The 19882-nt window shown below is 69.5% G+C and carries 18 protein-coding genes; 9 read left to right on the top strand and 9 right to left on the bottom strand.

Annotated elements, in window-relative coordinates; all coding sequences use genetic code 11:
- Positions 1-202: 202 nt before the first annotated feature.
- Positions 203-1012, bottom strand: a complete 810-nt coding sequence (locus ABH933_RS14640) for a response regulator (RefSeq protein WP_429422688.1) — start codon at positions 1010-1012, stop codon at positions 203-205.
- Positions 1009-2586 (bottom strand): sensor histidine kinase, encoded by a 1578-nt coding sequence (locus ABH933_RS14635; protein WP_429422690.1) that lies wholly within the window; start codon positions 2584-2586, stop codon positions 1009-1011. The genes ABH933_RS14640 and ABH933_RS14635 overlap by 4 nt, the downstream gene beginning before the upstream one ends.
- Positions 2587-2711: 125 nt before the next feature.
- Between ABH933_RS14635 and ABH933_RS14630 the strand changes: the two genes are divergently transcribed.
- Together ABH933_RS14630 and ABH933_RS14625 are read left to right on the top strand one after the other, a co-directional pair.
- Positions 2712-4067 (top strand): cation:dicarboxylate symporter family transporter, encoded by a 1356-nt coding sequence (locus tag ABH933_RS14630; protein WP_215918327.1) that lies wholly within the window; start codon positions 2712-2714, stop codon positions 4065-4067.
- Positions 4068-4257: 190 nt separating this feature from the next.
- Positions 4258-5805: an acyl-CoA carboxylase subunit beta gene (locus ABH933_RS14625; protein ID WP_429422693.1), complete on the top strand. Its 1548-nt coding sequence runs from the start codon at positions 4258-4260 to the stop codon at positions 5803-5805.
- A gap of 40 nt (positions 5806-5845) precedes the next feature.
- Here ABH933_RS14625 and ABH933_RS14620 read toward each other — a convergent pair whose 3' ends face one another.
- The 3 genes from ABH933_RS14620 to cofD form a co-directional block, all read right to left on the bottom strand.
- Positions 5846-6364 carry an NUDIX hydrolase gene (locus ABH933_RS14620; RefSeq protein WP_429422695.1) on the bottom strand — a complete coding sequence of 173 codons (519 nt, stop codon included), beginning with the start codon at positions 6362-6364 and terminating at the stop codon, positions 5846-5848.
- Positions 6365-6470: 106 nt separating this feature from the next.
- Entirely contained in the window at positions 6471-7823 is a 1353-nt protein-coding gene (locus tag ABH933_RS14615) for a coenzyme F420-0:L-glutamate ligase (protein ID WP_429423191.1), read from the bottom strand.
- 5 nt (positions 7824-7828) lie between these two features.
- The gene (gene cofD / locus ABH933_RS14610) at positions 7829-8842 is read right to left on the bottom strand and encodes a 2-phospho-L-lactate transferase (protein WP_429422697.1); all 1014 of its coding nucleotides are present in this window, start codon (positions 8840-8842) and stop codon (positions 7829-7831) included.
- Positions 8843-9412: 570 nt separating this feature from the next.
- Between cofD and ABH933_RS14605 the strand changes: the two genes are divergently transcribed.
- The gene (locus ABH933_RS14605; protein ID WP_153410847.1) at positions 9413-9646 is read left to right on the top strand and encodes a WhiB family transcriptional regulator; all 234 of its coding nucleotides are present in this window, start codon (positions 9413-9415) and stop codon (positions 9644-9646) included.
- Between the two features lie 46 nt (positions 9647-9692).
- On the opposite strand, the gene ABH933_RS14600 is transcribed toward ABH933_RS14605, so the two are convergent.
- On the bottom strand, positions 9693-10169 hold the full coding sequence (locus tag ABH933_RS14600; protein WP_215918323.1) for a metallopeptidase family protein: 477 nt from the start codon (positions 10167-10169) through the stop codon (positions 9693-9695).
- Between the two features lie 130 nt (positions 10170-10299).
- On the opposite strand from ABH933_RS14600, the gene ABH933_RS14595 reads away from it, so the two are divergent.
- From ABH933_RS14595 to ABH933_RS14575, 5 genes are all read left to right on the top strand, one after another.
- Positions 10300-10689, top strand: a complete 390-nt coding sequence (locus ABH933_RS14595; protein ID WP_429423193.1) for a DUF3499 domain-containing protein — start codon at positions 10300-10302, stop codon at positions 10687-10689.
- A 25-nt stretch (positions 10690-10714) separates the two neighbouring features.
- Positions 10715-12091, top strand: a complete 1377-nt coding sequence (locus ABH933_RS14590; protein ID WP_429422699.1) for a phosphomannomutase/phosphoglucomutase — start codon at positions 10715-10717, stop codon at positions 12089-12091.
- 90 nt (positions 12092-12181) lie between these two features.
- Positions 12182-13315 carry a tobH protein gene (locus tag ABH933_RS14585; protein WP_429422701.1) on the top strand — a complete coding sequence of 378 codons (1134 nt, stop codon included), beginning with the start codon at positions 12182-12184 and terminating at the stop codon, positions 13313-13315.
- Positions 13315-14529, top strand: coding sequence for a mannose-6-phosphate isomerase, class I (gene manA, locus ABH933_RS14580; protein ID WP_429422703.1), 1215 nt, complete (start codon positions 13315-13317; stop codon positions 14527-14529). Before ABH933_RS14585 ends, manA begins: the two co-directional genes overlap by 1 nt.
- A gap of 117 nt (positions 14530-14646) precedes the next feature.
- A complete protein-coding gene (locus ABH933_RS14575; protein WP_429422705.1) occupies positions 14647-15570 on the top strand; it encodes a cation diffusion facilitator family transporter in 924 nt (307 codons plus the stop codon).
- A gap of 206 nt (positions 15571-15776) precedes the next feature.
- On the opposite strand, the gene ABH933_RS14570 is transcribed toward ABH933_RS14575, so the two are convergent.
- The gene (locus tag ABH933_RS14570; RefSeq protein ID WP_429422707.1) at positions 15777-17249 is read right to left on the bottom strand and encodes a phytoene desaturase family protein; all 1473 of its coding nucleotides are present in this window, start codon (positions 17247-17249) and stop codon (positions 15777-15779) included.
- A 115-nt stretch (positions 17250-17364) separates the two neighbouring features.
- Positions 17365-17955, bottom strand: coding sequence for a TetR/AcrR family transcriptional regulator (locus tag ABH933_RS14565; protein ID WP_429422709.1), 591 nt, complete (start codon positions 17953-17955; stop codon positions 17365-17367).
- Between the two features lie 89 nt (positions 17956-18044).
- On the opposite strand from ABH933_RS14565, the gene ABH933_RS14560 reads away from it, so the two are divergent.
- Positions 18045-18470: a DUF4267 domain-containing protein gene (locus tag ABH933_RS14560; protein WP_429422711.1), complete on the top strand. Its 426-nt coding sequence runs from the start codon at positions 18045-18047 to the stop codon at positions 18468-18470.
- A 254-nt stretch (positions 18471-18724) separates the two neighbouring features.
- Here the strand turns inward: ABH933_RS14560 and ABH933_RS14555 are convergent, their stop codons facing one another.
- Positions 18725-19822, bottom strand: a complete 1098-nt coding sequence (locus ABH933_RS14555; RefSeq protein WP_215918315.1) for a sugar phosphate nucleotidyltransferase — start codon at positions 19820-19822, stop codon at positions 18725-18727.
- Positions 19823-19882: the final 60 nt, after the last annotated feature.

Raw genomic sequence — 19882 nt, 5'->3', positions numbered from 1 at the left:
CATCCGGTGGGCAACCCGCAAGTTCCACCGTGACGCGGCGCGTCGTCCTCTCGTCGAGTCCTACCGGTCGGGGCCAGTTGCCCCGGAGCACACGCCGCGGGCATCCGCGCAATCGTTATACAACACAACACAATTCGGATACATTCGGGGCCGCCGTAACGGACCGGTCTGTTCATCTTCGCGCAACTGTGACATCAACTGTTCACCGACGCCATATATACCTCACCTGCGGCCGGCCCGCCCGCCCGTAGTCGGTCCGGCGCTCGACGACCCCCTCGGCGGCGAGCTGCTCCAGGTACCGCCAGGCCGTGACCCGCGAAACACCCGCGGACCGGCCGGTCTCGGTGGCCGACAGCCCGCCGGGCGCCGCGCGCAGCACCCGGGAGATCTCCTCGAGGGTCTGCGGCGCAATGCCTTTGGGCGAGGCCGCGCGGGGATCTGGGGTGCGCAGGGCGCTGAACGCCCGGTCGATGTCGTGCTGGGTCAGGCTCGAGGCCGCCGAATCCGGCAGCGCCGCCCGGAATTCCAGGTAGCGCTCGAGCTTGTCCCGAAAGGCCGCGAAGGGAAAGGGTTTGAGCAGGTAGAGCGCCACCCCGTGGGAAACCGCGGCACGGACCATGTCGAGGTCCCGGGCCGAGCTGATGGCGATGACGTCCGGCCGCGGGCGCAGGCGGGTCAGCGCCGCGGTCACCTCGAGCCCGCCGATGTCGGGCAGCCCGATGTCCATCAGGACCAGATCGATCGGCTCACGACTCCGTCGTTCGCCGGGGCGCGCTGGCCCATCGGTTCTCTCCGCTTCGCTCCGTTCACGACTCCGTCGTTCGCCGGGGCGCGCTGGCCCATCGGTTCTCTCCGCGGCCCGGGTCGCCACCCGGATCGCCTCGCGGCCGGTGTGGACGACCCCGACGACCACGAAGCCCGGCACCCGCTCCACATACGAGCGATGCGCCTGCGCGATGCGCGGCTCGTCCTCGACGATCAGCACGCGGATCGGCGGGGTCTGCGGGTTCATCGCGGAATCCTCACCACGACCGCCGATTCCGGCGTCCGCTCGGCCTCCAGGGTGCCGCCGTGCCGGGCCACCAGCCGCCACACCAATGCCAGCCCCAACCCGTGGTGGTCGGATTTGGTGGAGTATCCGCGCTCCGTCGCGCGGGCGAACGCGTCGGCCGACATGCCCGGCCCGCTGTCGGCCACGCGTACCAGCAGGTCCGAATCCCCGGCGCGCACTGTGACTTCCACCCACGCGTCGGGCTGCCGGGCGACGGCGTCGAGGGCATTGTCGACGAGATTGCCTACCAGGGTGATCATTTCGTGCACGGTCAGCGGCGCCGCGGAATCGACGCGGGTATCGTCCCCGACCGTCAGCTCGACCCCGCGCTCGATCGCCTGATCCACCTTGCCCAGCAACAGCGCCGCCAGCGCGGGCTCGTGCACCGCCGCGGTCAGCCGGTCGATGAGCGCCTGGGACAGTTGCAATTCCGCGGTCGCGAAGTCGACGGCCTCCCCGAACTGCCCCAGCTCCACCATCGTGATCACCGCGTGCAACCGGTTGGCCGACTCGTGCGACTGCGCGCGCAGCGATTCGGCCAGGCCGCGCGCGGAGTCCAATTCGCCCATGATGTCCCGCAATTCGGTGTGATCGCGCACGGTGAGCACAGTGCCGACCCACCCCGCCGACTTCGCGAGCTCCGTCCGCTTACCATCCCCGATGCCACGCCGACGGCCGGACCAGGTGACGATGTCCTGGTTGACGACCAGCACGCGTTCGGGTGTCACGTGCATCTCGTCCCGCACTACCACGGACTCCAGCCGTCGCAGCGATACCGGCAGATCCGTGCGTCGCACCGGTCCGTCCGGCAGGTCCAGCAGGCGGCGGGCCTCGTCGTTCACCACCGCGGCCACCTCGGCGTCCCGGTCGAACACCACCAGGCCCTCGTGCACCGAATGCAGAACGGCGTCGTGATGCTCGTACAGGATGCGCAGTTCGGCGGGGCCCAAGCCGTGCGTCTGGCGCAGCAGCCGTCTGCGGAACAGCAGCGCACCCAGCACCGCCAGCAGCAGGCCCGCCGCGGCCACGCCCAGGATCAGCGGCAGCTGCGCGAGCACCTCGTCGCCAATCCGCGCGCGGGTCACGCCCGCCGAGACCAGCGCGATCACGCGGCCCCCGTCGACGACGGGTGTCACCGCCCGGATGGAGGGGCCCAGCGTTCCGGTGTAGGTCTCGGTGAACGTCGCACCGGCCAGCGCGCGATCGATGGTGCCGCTGAACGGCTTTCCGATCTGTGTGACATCGGTGTGGGTGTAGCGGGTGCGGTCGGGCGCCATCACGACGATGAAGTCGACGCCGGTCCGCACCCGGATCCGCTCGGTCACCGGCTGCAGCAGCGCCGTCGGGTCCGGGGTCCGCACCGCCGCGATCGTGGAGGGCGCCTGCGCAACCGACACCGCGATGCCCACGACCCGCTGACGCGTCGCGTCGTCCTGTTCGCGGCGCACCTCCCACACCGCCAGTGCCGACCCGGCGGCGATGACGACGACCAGCACGACGAGCTGGACGAGGAAGACCTGACCGGCCAGGGTCATGCGCCGGTTCCACACACCCACCTCCCGTGAACGAAATGTACGTAATGGTGACCGTCGTCACGGTAGCCGCCAGGATGACTCTTCGAACGCGTGGCCCAGATCACGCGGGTACCGGAGGACTTGCCATGACAACCGCTGCACGATCGGGTCGCCGCGACCGTACCCACTGGCTCTATCTGGCCGTCATCGCGGCCGTCGTGGCCGGCGTCCTGGCCGGTTGGCTGGCTCCCGGATTCGGCAAGTCGGTGGGCCAGCTGGGCACCATGTTCGTCAGCCTCATCACCATGATGATCTCGCCGGTCATCTTCTGCACGATCGTGCTCGGCATCGGCTCGGTGCGGGCCGCGGCCCGCGTGGGCCGGATCGGCGGGCTCTCCATCGTCTACTTCATGGTCATGTCCACGGTGGCCCTGGCGATCGGGCTGCTGGTCGGCAATCTGGTGCATCCGGGCACCGGGCTGAACATTCACGCGCACGCCAAGGATGCCCTGGTCTACGCCAAGCAGGCCGCGGGCGGCGGTGGCACCTGGCACTTCCTGGAGAGCATCGTCCCGACCTCGCTGCTGTCCTCGCTGACCGCGGGCAGCGTGCTGCAGACGCTGTTCGTCGCGCTGCTGGCCGGATTCGCGATCCAGGCGATGGGCAAGTCCGGCGAGCCGATCCTGCGCGGCGTCGGATTGGTGCAGAAGCTGGTGTTCAAGATCCTGAGCATGATTCTCTGGGTCGCCCCGATCGGCGCGTTCGGCGCGATCGCGAACGTGGTGGCCAGTACCGGCCTGGATGCGGTGAAGCAGCTCGCGACGCTGATGCTCGCGTTCTACCTCACGTGCCTGGTCTTCGTCTTCGGCGTGCTGGGCGCACTGATGAGGGTTGCGTCCGGCGCGTCGATCTTCAAGCTGGTGCGGTACCTGGCCCGCGAGTATCTGCTGATCTTCTCGACGTCCTCTTCCGAATCGGCGCTGCCGCGGCTGATCGCCAAGATGGAGCACCTGGGCGTCGAGCGTTCGACGGTGGGAATCGTTGTGCCGACCGGATATTCGTTCAATCTGGACGGCACCGCGATCTACCTGACGATGTCCTCGCTGTTCATCGCCGATGCGATGGGCAAGCCGATGGCGCTGGGCGAGCAGATCGGCCTGCTGGTCTTCATGGTCATCGCCTCCAAGGGCGCGGCCGGGGTGACCGGCGCGGGCCTGGCGACGCTGGCGGGCGGTCTGCAGAGCCATCGCCCGGACCTGCTCGGCGGCGTCGGACTGATCGTGGGCATCGACCGGTTCATGTCCGAGGCCCGCGCGATCACGAACTTCTCCGGCAACGCCGTCGCCACGGTCCTGGTCGGCACCTGGACGCGGACCATCGATCCCGATCGGGTGCGCCGGGTGCTCGATCGCGAACTGCCCTTCGACGAATCGATGGTGCAGGAGCACGATGCTCCCGAAATGCCCGCTCCCGTCGAGGAAAAGGACCTGGTCACGGCCTGAACCCACCGTGTTCCCGGTGCGCCGGCGCCCTCCGCTCCCCAGCGTGAGGGCGTCGGCGTTTCCGTTTTTCCGCGATTGCTCGCGATGCCCGAGACTGCCGTAAACGACACGCCAATGGATCTATAGCAGTACATTCGGCAGTTCGACCTACGGTTGCTACGGGGTGACTACACAGCAGGAGGGTGAGCGAGTGACCGATACGACCGCGGCGAAGCTGGCGCTGCTGTACCGAAATCTGGAGGCGGCGAAGGAACCCGCCGGGCCCGCCGCCGTGGCGAAGCGGGCACGCAAGGGCACCGCCGGCCCGCGCGAGCGCATCGACATGCTGCTCGATGCCGGGAGTTTCGTCGAGATCGGCGCCCTGGCAAGGCAACCCGGGCAGCCCGACGCGCTGTTCGGCGACGGGGTGGTCACCGGGCGCGGCACCGTCGAGGGCCGCCCGGTGGTCGTCATCGCGCACGATCAGACCGTGTTCGGCGGCTCGGTCGGCGAGATGTTCGGCCGAAAGGTCGCCAAGGCAATGGATTTCGCCGCCGATACCGGATGCCCGTTCATCGCGATCAACGACTCCGGCGGCGCGCGCGTGCAGGACGCGGTGACGTCGCTGGCCTGGTACGCGGCGATGAGCCGTCGGCAGCTCCGGCTCTCCGGCGTGGTGCCGCAGATTTCGGTGATGCTTGGCAAATGTGCTGCGGGAGCGGTGTATTCACCGATCAACACCGACGTGCTCGTCGCCACGAAATCGGCGTACATGTTCGTCACGGGGCCCGAGGTGATCCGCGAGGTCACCGGCGAGGAGGTCAGCCTCGAGGAACTCGGCAGCGCCCAGGCCCAGGCCGACAACGGCAACATCCACCACGTGGCCGCGGACGAACGCGCCGCATTGGACTGGGTCCGTTCGTATCTCGGCTTCATGCCGTCGAGCTGCTTCGATAGCCCGCCGGTCGTCAATCCCGGAATCGAACCCGAGGTCACCGAGTCGGATCGGGAGCTGAACGCCGTCATCCCGGACTCCGACCGCGCCGGCTACGACATGCACGACATCCTGCTGCGCATCTTCGACGACGGCGACTTCCACGAGGTCGGGGACGCCTCGGCACTCAACATCATCACCGGACTCGCCCGCGTGGACGGCCGTCCGGTCGGCGTCGTCGCCAATCAGCCCCTGGTGTCCAGCGGGGCCATCGACGCGCGCTGCTCGGACAAGGCCGCCCACTTCATCCGGCTCTGCGACGCGTTCAGCCTCCCCCTGGTCTTCGTCGTCGACACCCCGGGCGTACTGCCCGGCGTGGACGAGGAGCGGATGGGCGTCATCAAGCGCGGCGGTCGTTTCTTCTATGCCGTGGTCGAGGCGAGTGTCCCGATCGTCTCGGTGATCGTGCGCAAGGCCTACGGCGGCGGCTACGCCGTCATGGGGTGCAAACAGCTCGGCGCGGATATCAACCTGGCGTGGCCCACCGCCCGCATCGCGGTCATGGGCGCCGAGGCCGCGGTCGGGCTCATCGGGCGCCAGCAGCTGGCCGCGGCCTCCGAGGAAGACCGGCTCGCGCTGCGCGAGCAGCTCATCGACTACTACAACACCGTCGTGGCCACCCCGTGGATCGCGGCCGAGCGTGGATACATCGATGCGGTGATCGAACCGGCGCACACCCGGCTGGAGATCCGCAAGGCGCTGCAATTGCTGCGCGACAAGACCGTTCAGGCCGGGCCGCGCAAGCACCATCTGCTCCCGCTCTGACCCGCGCCGACCCCGCGGTCCGCGCCGCGGTGCGCGGGGTTCACCGGATCAGCACGTCGGCATCGTCCGGCAGCCCGTCCACCGGCCACCAGCGCAGATCGGTGGATTCCGAACTGCGCACCGGCACAGCACCTTCCGGTGCCGTGATCCTGAACAGCAGATCCAGGTGCCGGGTCGGGCGACCCAGGGAGCACGTGATCGGATGGGCCTGGGCGCCGTACAGCCCCGGTTCGAGCGCCAGGCCGGCGATGCCCGACTCCTCGGTGGCCTCCCGCAGGGCCGCGGCCTGCACCGAGTCGTCGGATTCCTCGCAGTGGCCGCCGAGCTGGATCCAGCGGCCCACGCGCGGATGCAGGGTCAGCAGCACCTCGCCCTGATCGTGCGAGAAAACGACCGCCGAGGCCGTGATGTGGCCGGGCGCGTGCTCGCGCAGGCAGCCGCGCGGCGCCGAGCCCAGGAAGGCCAGCATCGCCTCGCGCACCGATTGCTCCGGACTGGTTGCCGGAGACCACCTTTCGAGCAGTTCGGTTGCCGACGCATGCAATGAGCCCGCGCTCATCCGTTTCCTTCCATTCGGCCGATCTCCCGGGCGGCAGATCGATTCGAGCACACCCGGCGAACCGGGCCGGGCGCGCTCGCATCCGCCGCGCGCCCGGACCACTCACCTACAGTTCCAGCAATCCGTCCCCGGAATCGCGCAGCGCGCGCGGGGACAACTCCTCGGTCGGGTACCCGACAGCGATGGCACCCAGCGGATTCCAGTCCGCGGCCAGCCCCAGCACCTCGCGAGTGAGCTCCGGGGCGAAAATCGTCGATCCGATCCAGCAGCTGCCCACGCCCTCGGTCGCCAGCGCGACCAGCAGGCCCTGCACCGCCGCGCCGACCGCGACGGTGAACATGGTCGACTCGGCGGCGCGGCGGCGCTCGTCCGGATAGTCGTGCGCACCGTCGGGCACGCAGATCGGGATGATCACCTCCGGGGCGCCCACGAGAATCTGCCCACGCGCCACGCGGCGCTCCACCCGTTCGGCGGCCCAGCCGTCGGCGGACAGGTCCGCGCGCCACTTCTCGGCCATCGCCGTCAGCCACCGCGCGCGCAGTTCCCGGTCCCGCACCCACACGAACCGGACGGGCCGGGTGTGATGCGGCGCCGGTGCGGTCAGCGCCGCGGCCACCGCGGACCGGATCACCTCGGGTTCCACTGGCGTATCGGCGAATTGGCGTACCGAGCGGCGCAGCAGCAGCGCCTCGCGGCGCCCCTTGTCGATGGCCTCGGCGGTGCCGAGCCAGAACAGGTCGTCCTCGCCGCCGCGCACCAGATCCGCCGCACGGGAGCCGTCGTCGTGCGGGCTCAGCCCGCGCACCACCGCCACCGGGACACCGCCGAGCTTGCCCTTGGCCAGATCCGCGGCCGCGGCCAGCTCGTCGGCGACCGCGACCTGGGTCACGTGCAACTCGTTGCCCTGGCCGTCGACCGCGCCCGCGTAGTCGTGCAGCACCCGCAGCCCGGCCGCGCCGATCGCGGCGTCGGTCTGCCCTGTGCGCCACGCGCGGCCCATGGTGTCGGTGATGACAACCGCGACCCGAACCCCCAGCCGCTGCGCCAGCGCGGACCGCAGGGTCTGTGCGCTGCCGTCCGGATCGGACGGCAGCAGGACCAGCTCGCCCTGGTCGACATTGGAGCCGTCGACACCGGAGGCGGCCTGCACGATGCCCAGCTTGTTCTCGGTGATCAGGGTGCGGCCCTTCTGGGCGAGCACCCGCACCGCCTCGGAGCGCACCAGTTCCCGGCGCACCTCGTCGCGCTCCTCGGGATCCGCGGGCGCGGCCACGATGCGCCCCTCGGCCTTGGCGACGATCTTGCTGGTGACCACGAGGATGTCGCCGTCGGCGAGCCACGGGGCCTGTGCCGCAATGTGTTCGGCGACATCGTCGCCCGGACGGAACTCCGGCAGGCCCGGCACCGGAATGATGCGCAGCTCGCCGCCGGGCGCGTGATCGCCGGACTCGGGCAGGATCGAATTCACGCCTTCACCCCCGCGATATCCAGCGCCTCGCGCACCATCTCCGCGGTGGCGGCCGGGTCGCTCATGAGCAGCGGCACGCTGCGCACCTCCACGCCCGGCACCTGCGCGGTGTCGGTGGAATGGACGAGCCAGCCGTCCAGGATGCCGGTGTCCGAGCGCGCGCCGAAATGCCGGCCGATGGCCTCGGCCGAGGTCTCCACCCCGAGCACCGAGAGGCATTCGTCGGCCATGCCGCGCAGCGGTTTTCCGTCGATCACCGGCGACAGCCCGACGACGCTCGCCGATGTGGTGCGCAAAGCGCCGCGGATTCCGGGCACCGCCAGGATCGCGCCGATGCTCACCACGGGGTTCGACGGCGCCAGCAGGACCGCGTCAGCGCCCTCTATGATTTTGGTCACACCTGGGGCAGGCTTGGCCTGATCCGCCCCGATTGTGACGAATCCATGGGTCTCAACGGTCGCCCGGTACCTGACCCACCACTCCTGAAAATGAATCGCGCGACGTTCGCCAGGGTTGTCCGGTTCGCTGATCACGACGTGTGTTTCGCACCTGTCGTCGGTTGCTGGAAGCAGTTTCACACCCGGTTGCCAGCGGTTGCACAGGGCCTCGGTCACCGCCGAGAGCGGGTAACCCGCACGCAGCATTTCACTGCGCACCAGATGGGTGGCGATATCTCGATCGCCGAGACCGAACCAATCGGGCTGCGCGTGATATTTCGCCAGTTCCTCCTTGGCGTGCCAGGTTTCCCCCTGCCGGCCCCAACCGCGCTCGGTATCGATGCCCCCACCGAGGGTGTACATGCAGGTGTCGAGATCGGGGCAGATTCGCAGACCGTGCATCCAGACGTCGTCGCCGACGTTCACGATCGCCGAAATATTCGCTTCGGGCAGCAGTTCGCGCACGCCCTGCAGGAACCGTGCGCCACCGACTCCGCCGACCAACACCGCAATGCTGGGCTGCGCCCCCGCCTCGCCCGTATCGGTCGCGATGTCCGCTTGTTCTCCAGTCACATCCGCATAGCCTATGCGTTGATCCGAAGATCACGCTTCGGGGCATATTTGCTGGTCATTTGCTACTCGGAGGTTACCTAACGGCCTCGAGGATAGCGGTGGATAGTAACGGAATTGTGTCAGCAGCTTGACCATCACGGCGTCCGGCGTGTCTAATCACAGGCATGTCATTTCAGGTGTGCGCGAGAATGCAAGGCGCAGACCGGATTTCGAACAGATGTTCGAACGAGAATGACGAGCTCGGGGATGTCCGCGGGACAACGTCGCGGTGTTGGGCCGTCGGTTTGCAGATCGGGTCCGACGGATAAATCTTTCTGCGCTAACACACAGTGAGGAGGCGGAGCGATGGCCGAGGAGCTGGCCCCGTCGGGCATTCCGGGTGGTGTATCGCAAACCGATTCCATGGCAGGCGCAGCACCTGGCGTCTACATGGACAGCTGGATCGACGAAGAAGGAGAGGGGGGAACCATGGCGATGGGGGCCGCACCACGGCAGGGAGGACAGTGGGCAGCCAACCAGCGCAAGCCTGAGCCGCCGAAGTTGAGTCTCATCGTCACGGACTTCGATGCCATGTTCGACACCATCGAAGAGCAGTGGCAGGAACGGGCCCTGTGCGCCCAGACGGATCCGGAGGCGTTCTTCCCCGAGAAGGGCGGTTCCACGCGCGAGGCGAAGCGGATCTGCCTGGGCTGCGAGGTACGGGACGAGTGCCTGGAATACGCACTCGCACACGACGAGCGCTTCGGCATCTGGGGTGGCCTCTCCGAGCGGGAGCGCCGCCGCCTCAAGCGCGGCATCGGTTAGCCGGGAGCCCGGGGGGTCCACCACCCCTGCGGCTCCCGCTTCACATTCATTCCTCGGGATCGATGACGTCCGGCTCGACACCGAGATACGTCGCGATCTGCTGAACGAGCACCTCGCGCAGCAGATCCACCAGATCGTCCGGATCGTTCGCACGCAGCTCCAGCGGCTTGCGGAACAACACCACGCGGGCGCGCGTCGCCGCCCCGCGCGCATCGACGCCCGCCGGGACCAGCCGGGACAGCGGCACCGGCCCATCGGCCACCACCTCGTCCGGCCAGGTCACCGAATCCGGGTGCAGCGGACGGATTTTCGGCACATCGTCGACCGCGATATCGAGCTTGGTGAGGCGGTCGTGCCAGCGGCTGTCCAGCGGTGCGAACGCCTCGAGAACCAGCCGGTCGAACTGCTGGCCCCGGGTGCGCCAGGCCGGCACCGTCGGCGGCAGCATCGGGCCGCGCAGGCCCCGCCCGCGACGGATCACCGAGCGTGCCGTCGGCGGCCGGCGCTTGCGTGAACGGGTCATAACCACGACAGTAGTCACCCCGTCCCGGCCGGTGTAGCCGAGGTTGAAGGCCGCAAACTGGCCCCGTGAATCGTGCGTGTCTTCGCGGCGCGCGGGCGCGCGGAGGGTTACTCTCCTTTGCGTGATTCCCATGCGTCGTTGCTGCCGACCAGGCTGCAAGAACCCGGCCGTTGCGACGCTGACCTACGTCTACTCCGACTCCATGGCCGTCGTCGGCCCGCTGGTCACCGTCGCCGAGCCGCACTCCTGGGATCTGTGCGAGACCCACGCCTCCCGCATCACCGCCCCCAAGGGCTGGGAGATGGTCCGGCACGAGGGCGGATTCTCCTCCAGCACCCCCGACGACGACGATCTGACCGCGCTGGCCGAGGCCGTGCGCGAGGCCGGAATGCGCCGCCGCGCACCGGAACCCGAGCAGCGCGGATACCAGGACTACCAGCCCGCACCGCAGCGCCCGGCACGTCCGGCGCGCACCGGGCGACGCGGGCACCTGCGCGTCCTCCCCGATCCGCCGAACTGAGTGCGGCACTACTAGGGTGTTGGGCATGACAGTCGCCCGGTCTGCCGAATCCGTTCAAGCAGTTGTCAAGGCATACGACGTACGGGGAGTGGTCGGAGAGCAGATCGACGGCGATTTCGTCCGCGATGTGGGTGCGGCGTTCGCTCGCTTGATGCGCGGTGAGAACGCGACCCAGGTGGTCATCGGCCACGATATGCGTGACTCCTCACCCACCCTGGCCGCCGCCTTCGCCGCCGGCGTGCGGGCGCAGGGCCTGGACGTGGTGCATATCGGCCTGGCCTCCACCGACGAGCTGTACTTCGCCTCCGGCCGTCTCGGCTGCCCCGGCGCGATGTTCACCGCCAGCCACAACCCGGCGCGCTACAACGGCATCAAGCTGTGCCGGGCCAACGCGCTGCCGGTCGGTCAGGACACCGGCCTGGCCACCATCTCCCGCGAACTCATCGAGGGCGTACCCGCCTACGACGGCACCCCGGGCGCCGAGAGCACCCGCGACCTGCTCGAGCCCTACGCCGAATTCCTGCGCGGGCTGGTCGATCTGGGCTCGGTGCGCCCGCTGAAGGTCGCGGTCGACGCGGGCAACGGCATGGGCGGCCACACGGTGCCCGCGGTGCTGGGAGCGGTCGGCGCGCTCACCATCGAGCCGCTGTACTTCGAACTCGACGGCTCGTTCCCCAATCACGAGGCCAATCCGCTGGATCCGAAGAATCTGGTGGACCTGCAGAAGTTCGTCCGCAGCACCGGCGCCGACATCGGCCTGGCCTTCGACGGCGACGCCGATCGCTGCTTCGTCGTGGACGAGCGCGGCGAGCCCGTCTCGCCCTCCGCGATCACCGCCCTGGTGGCCGAGCGCGAGCTGGCCAAGGAGCCGGGCGCGACGATCATCCACAACCTGATCACCTCGCGCGCGGTGCCGGAACTCGTGACCGAACTCGGCGGCACCCCGATCCGCACCCGGGTGGGCCACTCGTTCATCAAGCAGGAGATGGCGGCCACCGGCGCGATCTTCGGCGGCGAGCACTCCGCGCACTATTACTTCCGCGACTTCTGGGGCGCCGATTCGGGCATGCTCGCGGCCCTGCACGTGCTGGCGGCGCTCGGCGAGAAGGATCGCCCGCTCTCGGAGCTCGCGTCGGCGTATGAAACGTATGCCGCCTCCGGAGAGATCAATTCCACAGTGGCCGACGCGAAGGAGCGGACGATGGCCGTGCTGGAGGCGTTCCGGGACCGGGCCGTTTCGGTGGACCGGCTGGACGGTGTGACGGTGCACCTGCCCGAGGAGGCATGGTTCAATCTGCGCGCCTCCAACACCGAACCGCTGCTGCGCCTGAACGTCGAAGCCCGATCGTCCGAGGAAGTAGACGCACTCGTAACCGAGATTCTGGGCATCGTGCGCGGCTGACTGGAATAGTGGAATCACAGGGTGTGTATTCGCCCGGAACGGACAGGTTTCCCGGCCTGGTGACTCGATGAGGGGAGGTGGCAACGCCCGATGATCGCAGGGACACCCGTACTCGACCTCGATGACGTCGCCTCGCTGGAGGCCGCCGACTCCGGAGGGAATTTACGTTCGGCCGCATCCGGCGGCGCGCAGGTGCGCGCCACGGCGGCGGCCGTGAGTGAGGACGTGCTGGGGCGGCTGCGCGACATGCGGCCACGCAGCCTGGTCGTCGTCACCGGCGCGGGCCGTGCCGCCCGCGCGGCCGCCGTGCTTCTGGCCTGCCTGGGCGACCGGGCCGGTCTGCCGATCGTGCCCGTCTCGGCCCTGCCGCAGTGGGTGGGCCCGCTCGATGTGGTGCTGGTCGCCGCCGACGACTCGGGCGATCCGCGCATCGTCGAAGCGGTGGATCGCGCGCTGCGCCGCAGCGCCGAGGTGGTCGTCGCCGCCCCCGAGGAGGGCCCGCTGCGCACCGCCGCCGCCGGCAGCGCGGTGCTGCTCCCACCGCGGGTGCGGGTGCTCGACCACAACCGCGTGCTGCGCTATCTCGCCGTCGGCATCGCCGTGCTGCAGGTGGTGGATCCGGCGCATATCGGTCCGCTGACGCCCGAGCTGAACGCGCTGGCCGATGCGCTCGATGCCGAGGCGCTGCGCGACGGCCCCACCAACGAGGTCTTCCACAATCCGGCCAAACTCCTGGCCGCGCGCATGCAGCAGCGCCGCATCGTGCTCGCCGGCGACTCGGCCGGGGCGAACCAGGTGGCGCTGCACGGTGCCGAGGTGCTGCTGGCCACGGCCGGGCAGATCGCCGCGGCCGCCGATCTGGCCGAGGCCGCCGCCGCCCACACTCGCATCTCCGCGGCCGCCGGTGCGGCCGCGCCCGGTTTCGATCCGCTCTTCCACGACGAGCAGCTCGACGGCCCGGCGCCGGTGCAGCGGGTGGGCCTGTTCGTGGTGAGCGCCGACCCGGATCAGGTCGCCGCGCGCCGCCGACTGGCCCTGTTCGGCAATGGATCCGGGCTGATCGATGCCGAACTGGTGAATCTCGAGGCAGAGGCGGGCAGTGAGCTGGAAAAGCTGGCGGTGCTGATGCTGCGCCTCGAGATGACCGCGGCCTATCTGCGTCTGCTCGGCGGTCCCGCGGCCGCCACCGGCGGTCCTGCCCACTACGACAGGGGCAATTTCTAGTGCACGAACTCGTTGGCGCGTTGCGTTCCTATGCCTGGGGTTCGCGCACCGCGCTCGCTCAGCTGTGCGGGCGGGAGGTGCCCTCGGCGCATCCGGAGGCCGAGCTGTGGTTCGGCGCCCATCCCGCCGATCCGGCCAAGGTGCGCGTCGACGGGCGCTTCGAGTCGCTGCTCGAATTGGTCGCTGAGGATCCGCAGCGGGAATTGGGCGCTGTCGCACCGGAATTCGGCGGCCGGCTGCCGTTCCTGATGAAGATCCTGGCCGCGGAGGAACCCCTGTCGCTGCAGGCGCACCCCAGCGCCGATCAGGCACGGGCGGGATTCGCGCGGGAGAACAAGCACCAGGTGCCGCTGGATTCGCCGATGCGCAACTACCGCGACGACAGCCACAAGCCCGAACTCGTGGTGGCGCTCGAGCGGTTCGAGGCGCTGGCCGGGTTCCGCGATCCGCACCGCTCGGTCGCGCTGCTGCGCGCGCTGGCCGTGCCGGAATTGGCGTCCTACGCCGAACTGCTGGCCGCACAACCGGATTCCTCCGGGCTGCGCACCCTGTTCACCACCTGGATCACGCTGCCACAGGCGATGGTGGCCACGCTGCTGCCCAAGGTGCTCGACGGCTGCGTCCGGTATCTCTCGGACAGTCACACCGAATTCCTGCCCGAGGTACGCACCGTCCTCGAGCTCGCCGAGGCCTATCCCGGCGACGCCGGCGTGCTGGCGGCGCTGCTGCTCAACCGGATCACCCTCGACCCCGGACAGGGCCTGTTCCTCGCGGCCGGGAACCTGCACGCCTATCTGAGCGGGATAGGCGTGGAGATCATGGCCAATTCCGACAATGTGCTGCGCGGCGGCCTGACCCCCAAGCACGTCGACGTGCCCGAGCTGCTGCGGGTGCTGGATTTCGAACCGCTCGAGGTGCCCGTCGTGGCGCCCGAGCCGGTCGGCGATCATTCGTACCGGTATCGCACGCCCGCACCGGAATTCGCGCTGCGGCGTTTCGAACTCGAGGCCGGGGCCGAGCCGGTGCCGATTCCGCGCACCGGGCCGGGCATCCTGCTGTGCACGGCGGGAACGGTACGCCTGCTGCAGGGCCGCGACGAGCTGCTGATCACCCCCGGCGGAGCGGCCTGGATTTCCGCCGCGGACACCAATATCCGGGCGCAGGCGGCGGAGGGACCCGCCCAGGTGTTCTGCGCGTGTGTGGGCGGAGAGTAGGGACCGCGCTCACCCGGCGACCCGTGGACAGGTAGATTAACGGACAAATCGGACATGCGGTGCGCGCGGAGCCGCTGAGCCGGACGGGTGTGACGGCGAAAGGGCTTGGGCGACACGATGTCTGCCAGCGGTGGCAAAAAGGCGATCTTCGCGGCGCTGAGCGCGAACGCGGGCATCGCGGTGGCGAAGTTCGCCGGCGCGTTCATCACCGGTTCGGGATCGATGCTCGCCGAGGCGGTGCATTCGCTCGCCGACACGGGCAATCAGGGGCTGTTGTTGCTGGGCCGCAAACGCGCCGAGCAGGAGGCCGACGAACGGCACCCCTTCGGCTACGGACGCAACCGGTACTTCTATTCGTTCGTGGTGGCGTTGGTGCTGTTCACCCTCGGTTCGATGTACGCGATCTGGGAGGGAATACACAAGATTCAGCACCCGGAGAAACTGAGCTCGCCGGTGGTGGCGGTCGTCATCCTCGCCGTCGCCGCGGCGCTCGAGGGCTACAGCTTCGCCACCGCGATGCGGGAATCGGCCGCGCTGCGCGGCGATACCGGCTGGTGGCGGTTCATCCGCACCTCACGCAATCCGGAACTGCCGGTCGTCATGCTCGAGGACACCGGGGCGCTCATCGGCCTGCTGATCGCGCTGCTCGCGGTGGTCCTGACGATGCTCACGAACGATCCGGTCTGGGACGGCATCGGCACCGTCGGTGTCGGAATCCTGCTGGGCGCCATCGCGATCGTGCTGATCGTCGAGATGAAGAGCCTGCTGATCGGCGAGGGCGCGACGCCGGATCAGGTGCGGGCGATTCGTGAGAACCTCGTCGACGGGGTCCGCATCGACCGGGTCATCCATCTGCGCACGGAATACCTCGGCCCGGAGGACATGCTCGTCGCGGCGAAGGTGGCGATCGTGCCGGGGCTGGAGATCGCCGATATCGCCGCCGCCATCGACGACGCCGAGGCCCGGGTGCGGGCGGCGGTGCCGGTCGCGCGGCTGATGTACATCGAGCCGGATCTGTATCGCACCCAACCGGCGACCTGACCCGTCATCGTTGTACTGCTGGAAGGTCCTCGCGAACGCATGGGAGGCCAACCGATCCCGGTGATCTCGTCGCAGTGGACGCGCGGGCGCCGTGGCTACCGCCGACAGCGGCGGCGCTGTCCGGTTGGCGCCCCTTCGACCGGTGCCCCATGACGTTGGCTCAGGATCGACGCTGATGCCGCAGACGCGAGCGGCGGGCCAGGCTGCTACGGGGCCGCTTTCGGCGCGGTGCGCCGCAGCAGCGCAAGCGGATCCTCGGTGATGCCGAACCGTGTGCGCAGGGCGTGGCGGGCCGCATGCAGCCCCGACATGCCGTGCACGCCCGGTCCCGGCGGGGTGGACGCGGAGCAGAGGTAGACACCCGGCAACGGGGTCGAGTACGGATTCCAGCGCGGGGTGGGGCGGAAAATGGTCTGACGCATCGTCATTGCTCCCGCCGAGATGTCCCCGCCGATGTAATTCGCGTTGTAGAAGGGCATTTCGGCCGCGGTGCGCACGTGCCGGGCCAGGATCAGGTCCCGCACACCCGGGGCGAAACGCTCGAGCTGGGCGATCATGGTGTCGCTGACGTCGCGGGTCGAGCCGTTGGGCACGTGGGCGTAGGCGTAGAGCGTGTGGCCGCCCTGCGGAGCACGCGTGTCGTCGACGACATCGGGCTGCACGACCAGAACGAAGGGGCGGTCCGCGTGATGTCCTGCGGCAACGGCCCTTTCGGCGGCGACCGTCTCGGCGCGGGTGCCGACCACGTGCAGCGTGCCGGCCGATGCGCACCCGGGCGCCCGCCACGGTACGGGGCCCGACAGCGCGAAGTCGACCTTGCAGGCCGCGCCGCCGTAGCGGACGCGGCCCAGCCGCGCGGCGTACCCCGCGGGCAACCGGTCACCGGCCAGGCGCAACAGCTCCGCGGGCGCGGTGTCCAGGAGAATCGTTCGCGCGCCACGGAATTCGTCGAGCGAATCGACACGGCTCCCCGTGACGATGCGGCCGCCGGACTTCTCGATCTCCGCGGCGAGCGCGTCCGCGATCGCTTGGCTGCCGCCGCGCGGAATCACCCAGCCGTCGACGTGGGCGAGGCTGCCCAGCAGCAGTGCGACACCGGCGGCGGAGAAGGCCCGCGGCGGGATGATGGCGTGCGCGGCGATGCCGGTGAGCATCGCGGGGGCCACCTCGTCGCGAAAACGCATGCCCCACAAAGGCGATGCCTGCTCGAGCAGGCGCAGCCCGAACCGCACGCCTGTCGCCGCGCGCAGGGGCGGATGCCGCAGATCCGACATCGCCAGCGCGACAAGCTCCTGCCATTCGCGCACGAGCGGCCCGAACAACCGCCGCCACGCCGCGCCGTCGCGCCCCAGCCCCGCGACCGTGCGATCCAGGTCGCGCCACGCCAGCCCCGCGACGCCGCCGTCGAGCGGATGCGCGTAGGAGATCTCGGGCGTCAGCAGTTCCACCCCGTGCGCGGCAAGATCGAACGCCTGGAAGAACGGCGAGGCCGCCGCCATCGGGTGCGCCCCCGCACAGACATCGTGCCGATATCCCGGCAGCGTCAATTCCGCTGTGCGGCAACCACCTCCGACCGTCTCGCCGGCCTCGTGCACCTCGACGGCCAGGCCCGCCCTGGCCAGGATCACCGCCGCGGCCAGCCCGTTGGGCCCCGCTCCGACCACCACGGCGTCAACCATGTCAACCACGCTACAGCGCGGTTCCCCGCCACCCGATGCGGCAGCTCCCACGCGCCGGCTGTGCCCGCGGGCGCACCTCCCGCCCCGTCAGCAATTACGGCTTGGTTCCCCGCGGTCACCCGACGACCGGCGGCTCCCCCCGCGTCCAGTGCTCCACGAGAAGGGAAAGGCGCTGGTCACGAAAGCTCGGCCGCAGGCGGCCCTCCTGTTCCAGGGTGGCCAGGCCGTGCAGGGCGCTCCAGCCGACCTCGGTAGAGGTTTCCACATCATTCTCGCCCGCGAAGGGTGCGAACACGGCCGCCAGCTCGCCGAAGGCGTCCTGCAACGCCTGCGGCGCACCCGGTCCGAAGATCAGGTCCACCTTCTGTACGAACATTGCGTCGTAGAGCGCCGGGCTGCTGCGCGCGAAGTCCAGATAGCCGCCCGCGACCGCGGTCAGGGCCTGCTCGGGGGTGTCCGCCGCCTCGCGCAACCGGCGCGATCGGGCGGCCAGCTCGGTAAAGCCCTCGATCGCGACAGCGGCCACGATCGCGTCCCGATTGGCGAAGTGGCTGTACAGCACGGGCTGGCTGTACTCGATGGCGTCGGCCAGCCGGCGTATCGTCACCGCCTCCCAGCCCTGGGATTCGGCGATGTCGCGGGCGGTTTCGATGATCAGCTGATGTCGTTCAGCGCGCTGGCGCTCTCGCCGGGTCTGTGCGGTCATGACAGAATTCTAGCATCGCTAGACAAAGTAGCTCCGCACGTTCTAGCATTGCCTCCTGACTTAGCACTGCTAGAAATTGGAGCGTCGACATGACCCTATCCCGCATCACGACCGGACTCGCCCTGATCGGCGCGGCTTTCATCCTGTACATCGGCGTCGGATATCTGGTCGCACCCGCGTGGATGGCGCACAGCTTCGGCCTGCCCGCCTGGCCGCACGGCCAGGCCGCCGCATTCATGAATCTCAAGGGCGTACGCGACGTCACCTCCGGCGTCGTCATCCTGGCGCTGCTGATCGCCCGCCAGCGGTTCGCCCTGGGCGTTGCCATGCTCGCCTTCAGCCTCACCCCGCTCGGCGACATGCTGACGGTCCTGACCCACCACGGCTCGGTGGCGACCGCGCTGAGCGTCCACTTCGTCACCGCCGCCCTGGTCATCCTCACCGGCGTGCTGCTGATCCGCGACAGCCGCACCGCGCCCACGGCCATCGCCCAGCCGGTCGCGGTTCCTGCCTGATCCCCTGAACCCGGCCGTACGGCCTGCCGCGCCAGTCCGACCGCGCTTCCTCAAACCCGTAGCGGCACTTCCGTGACGGCCGGTGGGGCAGCCGATCCACCCAGCCCACCGCAATACTCGTTCGATCACAAAGCAATTCGCCGCTCACCACAGGTGAGCGGCGAATCGTGCTTATCACCAAGGATATTCGGGGGGACCCACACCTGAACCGATCACCATCGGCAGATCCGGGCTCTGACGAAGAGGGCGATACCCTATACGTCCGTGGAGAACCGGATCCCGCCGTCGGGCAGGTCGACACCCGGCCAGATTCGCGCGCCGCGTAGTAGTTCGCAGCGGGCACCGACATTCGCGCCGTCGCCGATCACGGCGTCGCGGACCAGCGCGCGGGGACCGATCCGGGCGCCGAAGCCGATGATCGAACGTTCCACCGTCGCACCGGCTTCCACCCGCGCGCCGTCGAACAGGATCGCACCGTCCAGGCGCGCGCCCGCGCCGACCTCGGCGCCGCGGCCCACGACCGTGCCGCCGATCACCAGCGCTCCGGGCGCGACGCCCGCGCCCGGATGCACCAGCGCCTCGCCGCGCTGACCAGGCAGCGCGGGCGAGGGGGCGATGCCGCGGACCAGATCCGCCGAACCGCGCACGAAGTCCTCGGGGGTGCCCATGTCGCGCCAGTAGGAGGTGTCCACGTGGCCCTGGATGTGCGCGCCCTCGGCCAGCAGCGACGGGAACACCTCGCGCTCCACCGACACCGGGCGGCCGGTGGGGATCTTCTCGATGTATTCGCGGCGGAACACGTAGCAGCCGGCGTTGATCTGATCGGTCGGCGGGTCCTGGGTCTTCTCCAGGAAGGCGGTGACCCGGCCGGTGTCGTCGGTGGGCACGCAGCCGAACGCGCGCGGATCGCTCACCCGCACCAGGTGCAGTGTCACATCGGCATTGGTGGCGGCGTGCGTGTCGAGCACCGCGCCCAGATCGGTGCCGCCGAGCACATCGCCGTTGAACACCATCACGGTGTCCGCGCGCAGCTTGGCCAGCACGTTGCGGATGCCGCCGCCGGTGCCCAGCGGCTCGGTCTCGGTGACGTACTCGAGCTCGATCCCGAGCTCGGAGCCGTCGCCGAAGTGCTCCTCGAAGACCTCGGCCTTGAACGAGGTACCCAGCACGACGTGGTTGATCCCGGCGTCGGCGATGCGCGCGAGCAGGTGGTGCAGGAACGGCAGGCCCGCGACAGGAAGCATCGGCTTGGGCGCGGACAGCGTCAGCGGGCGCAGCCGGGTGCCCTGGCCGCCCACCAGGATCACGGCATCGGCCGGGGTGCCGCCATCGGACACAACGTTGTCCGCCATCAATCTCCCCTTGTCAGGTTCGGTCGGTGAAATCGTTGCGCTGCCGCGCGGTGGTCCCGG

The organism is Nocardia sp. GP40 (assembly GCF_050434125.1).
Taxonomy (GTDB): domain Bacteria; phylum Actinomycetota; class Actinomycetes; order Mycobacteriales; family Mycobacteriaceae; genus Nocardia; species Nocardia albiluteola.
This window is presented reverse-complemented; position numbering and strand designations above follow the sequence as displayed.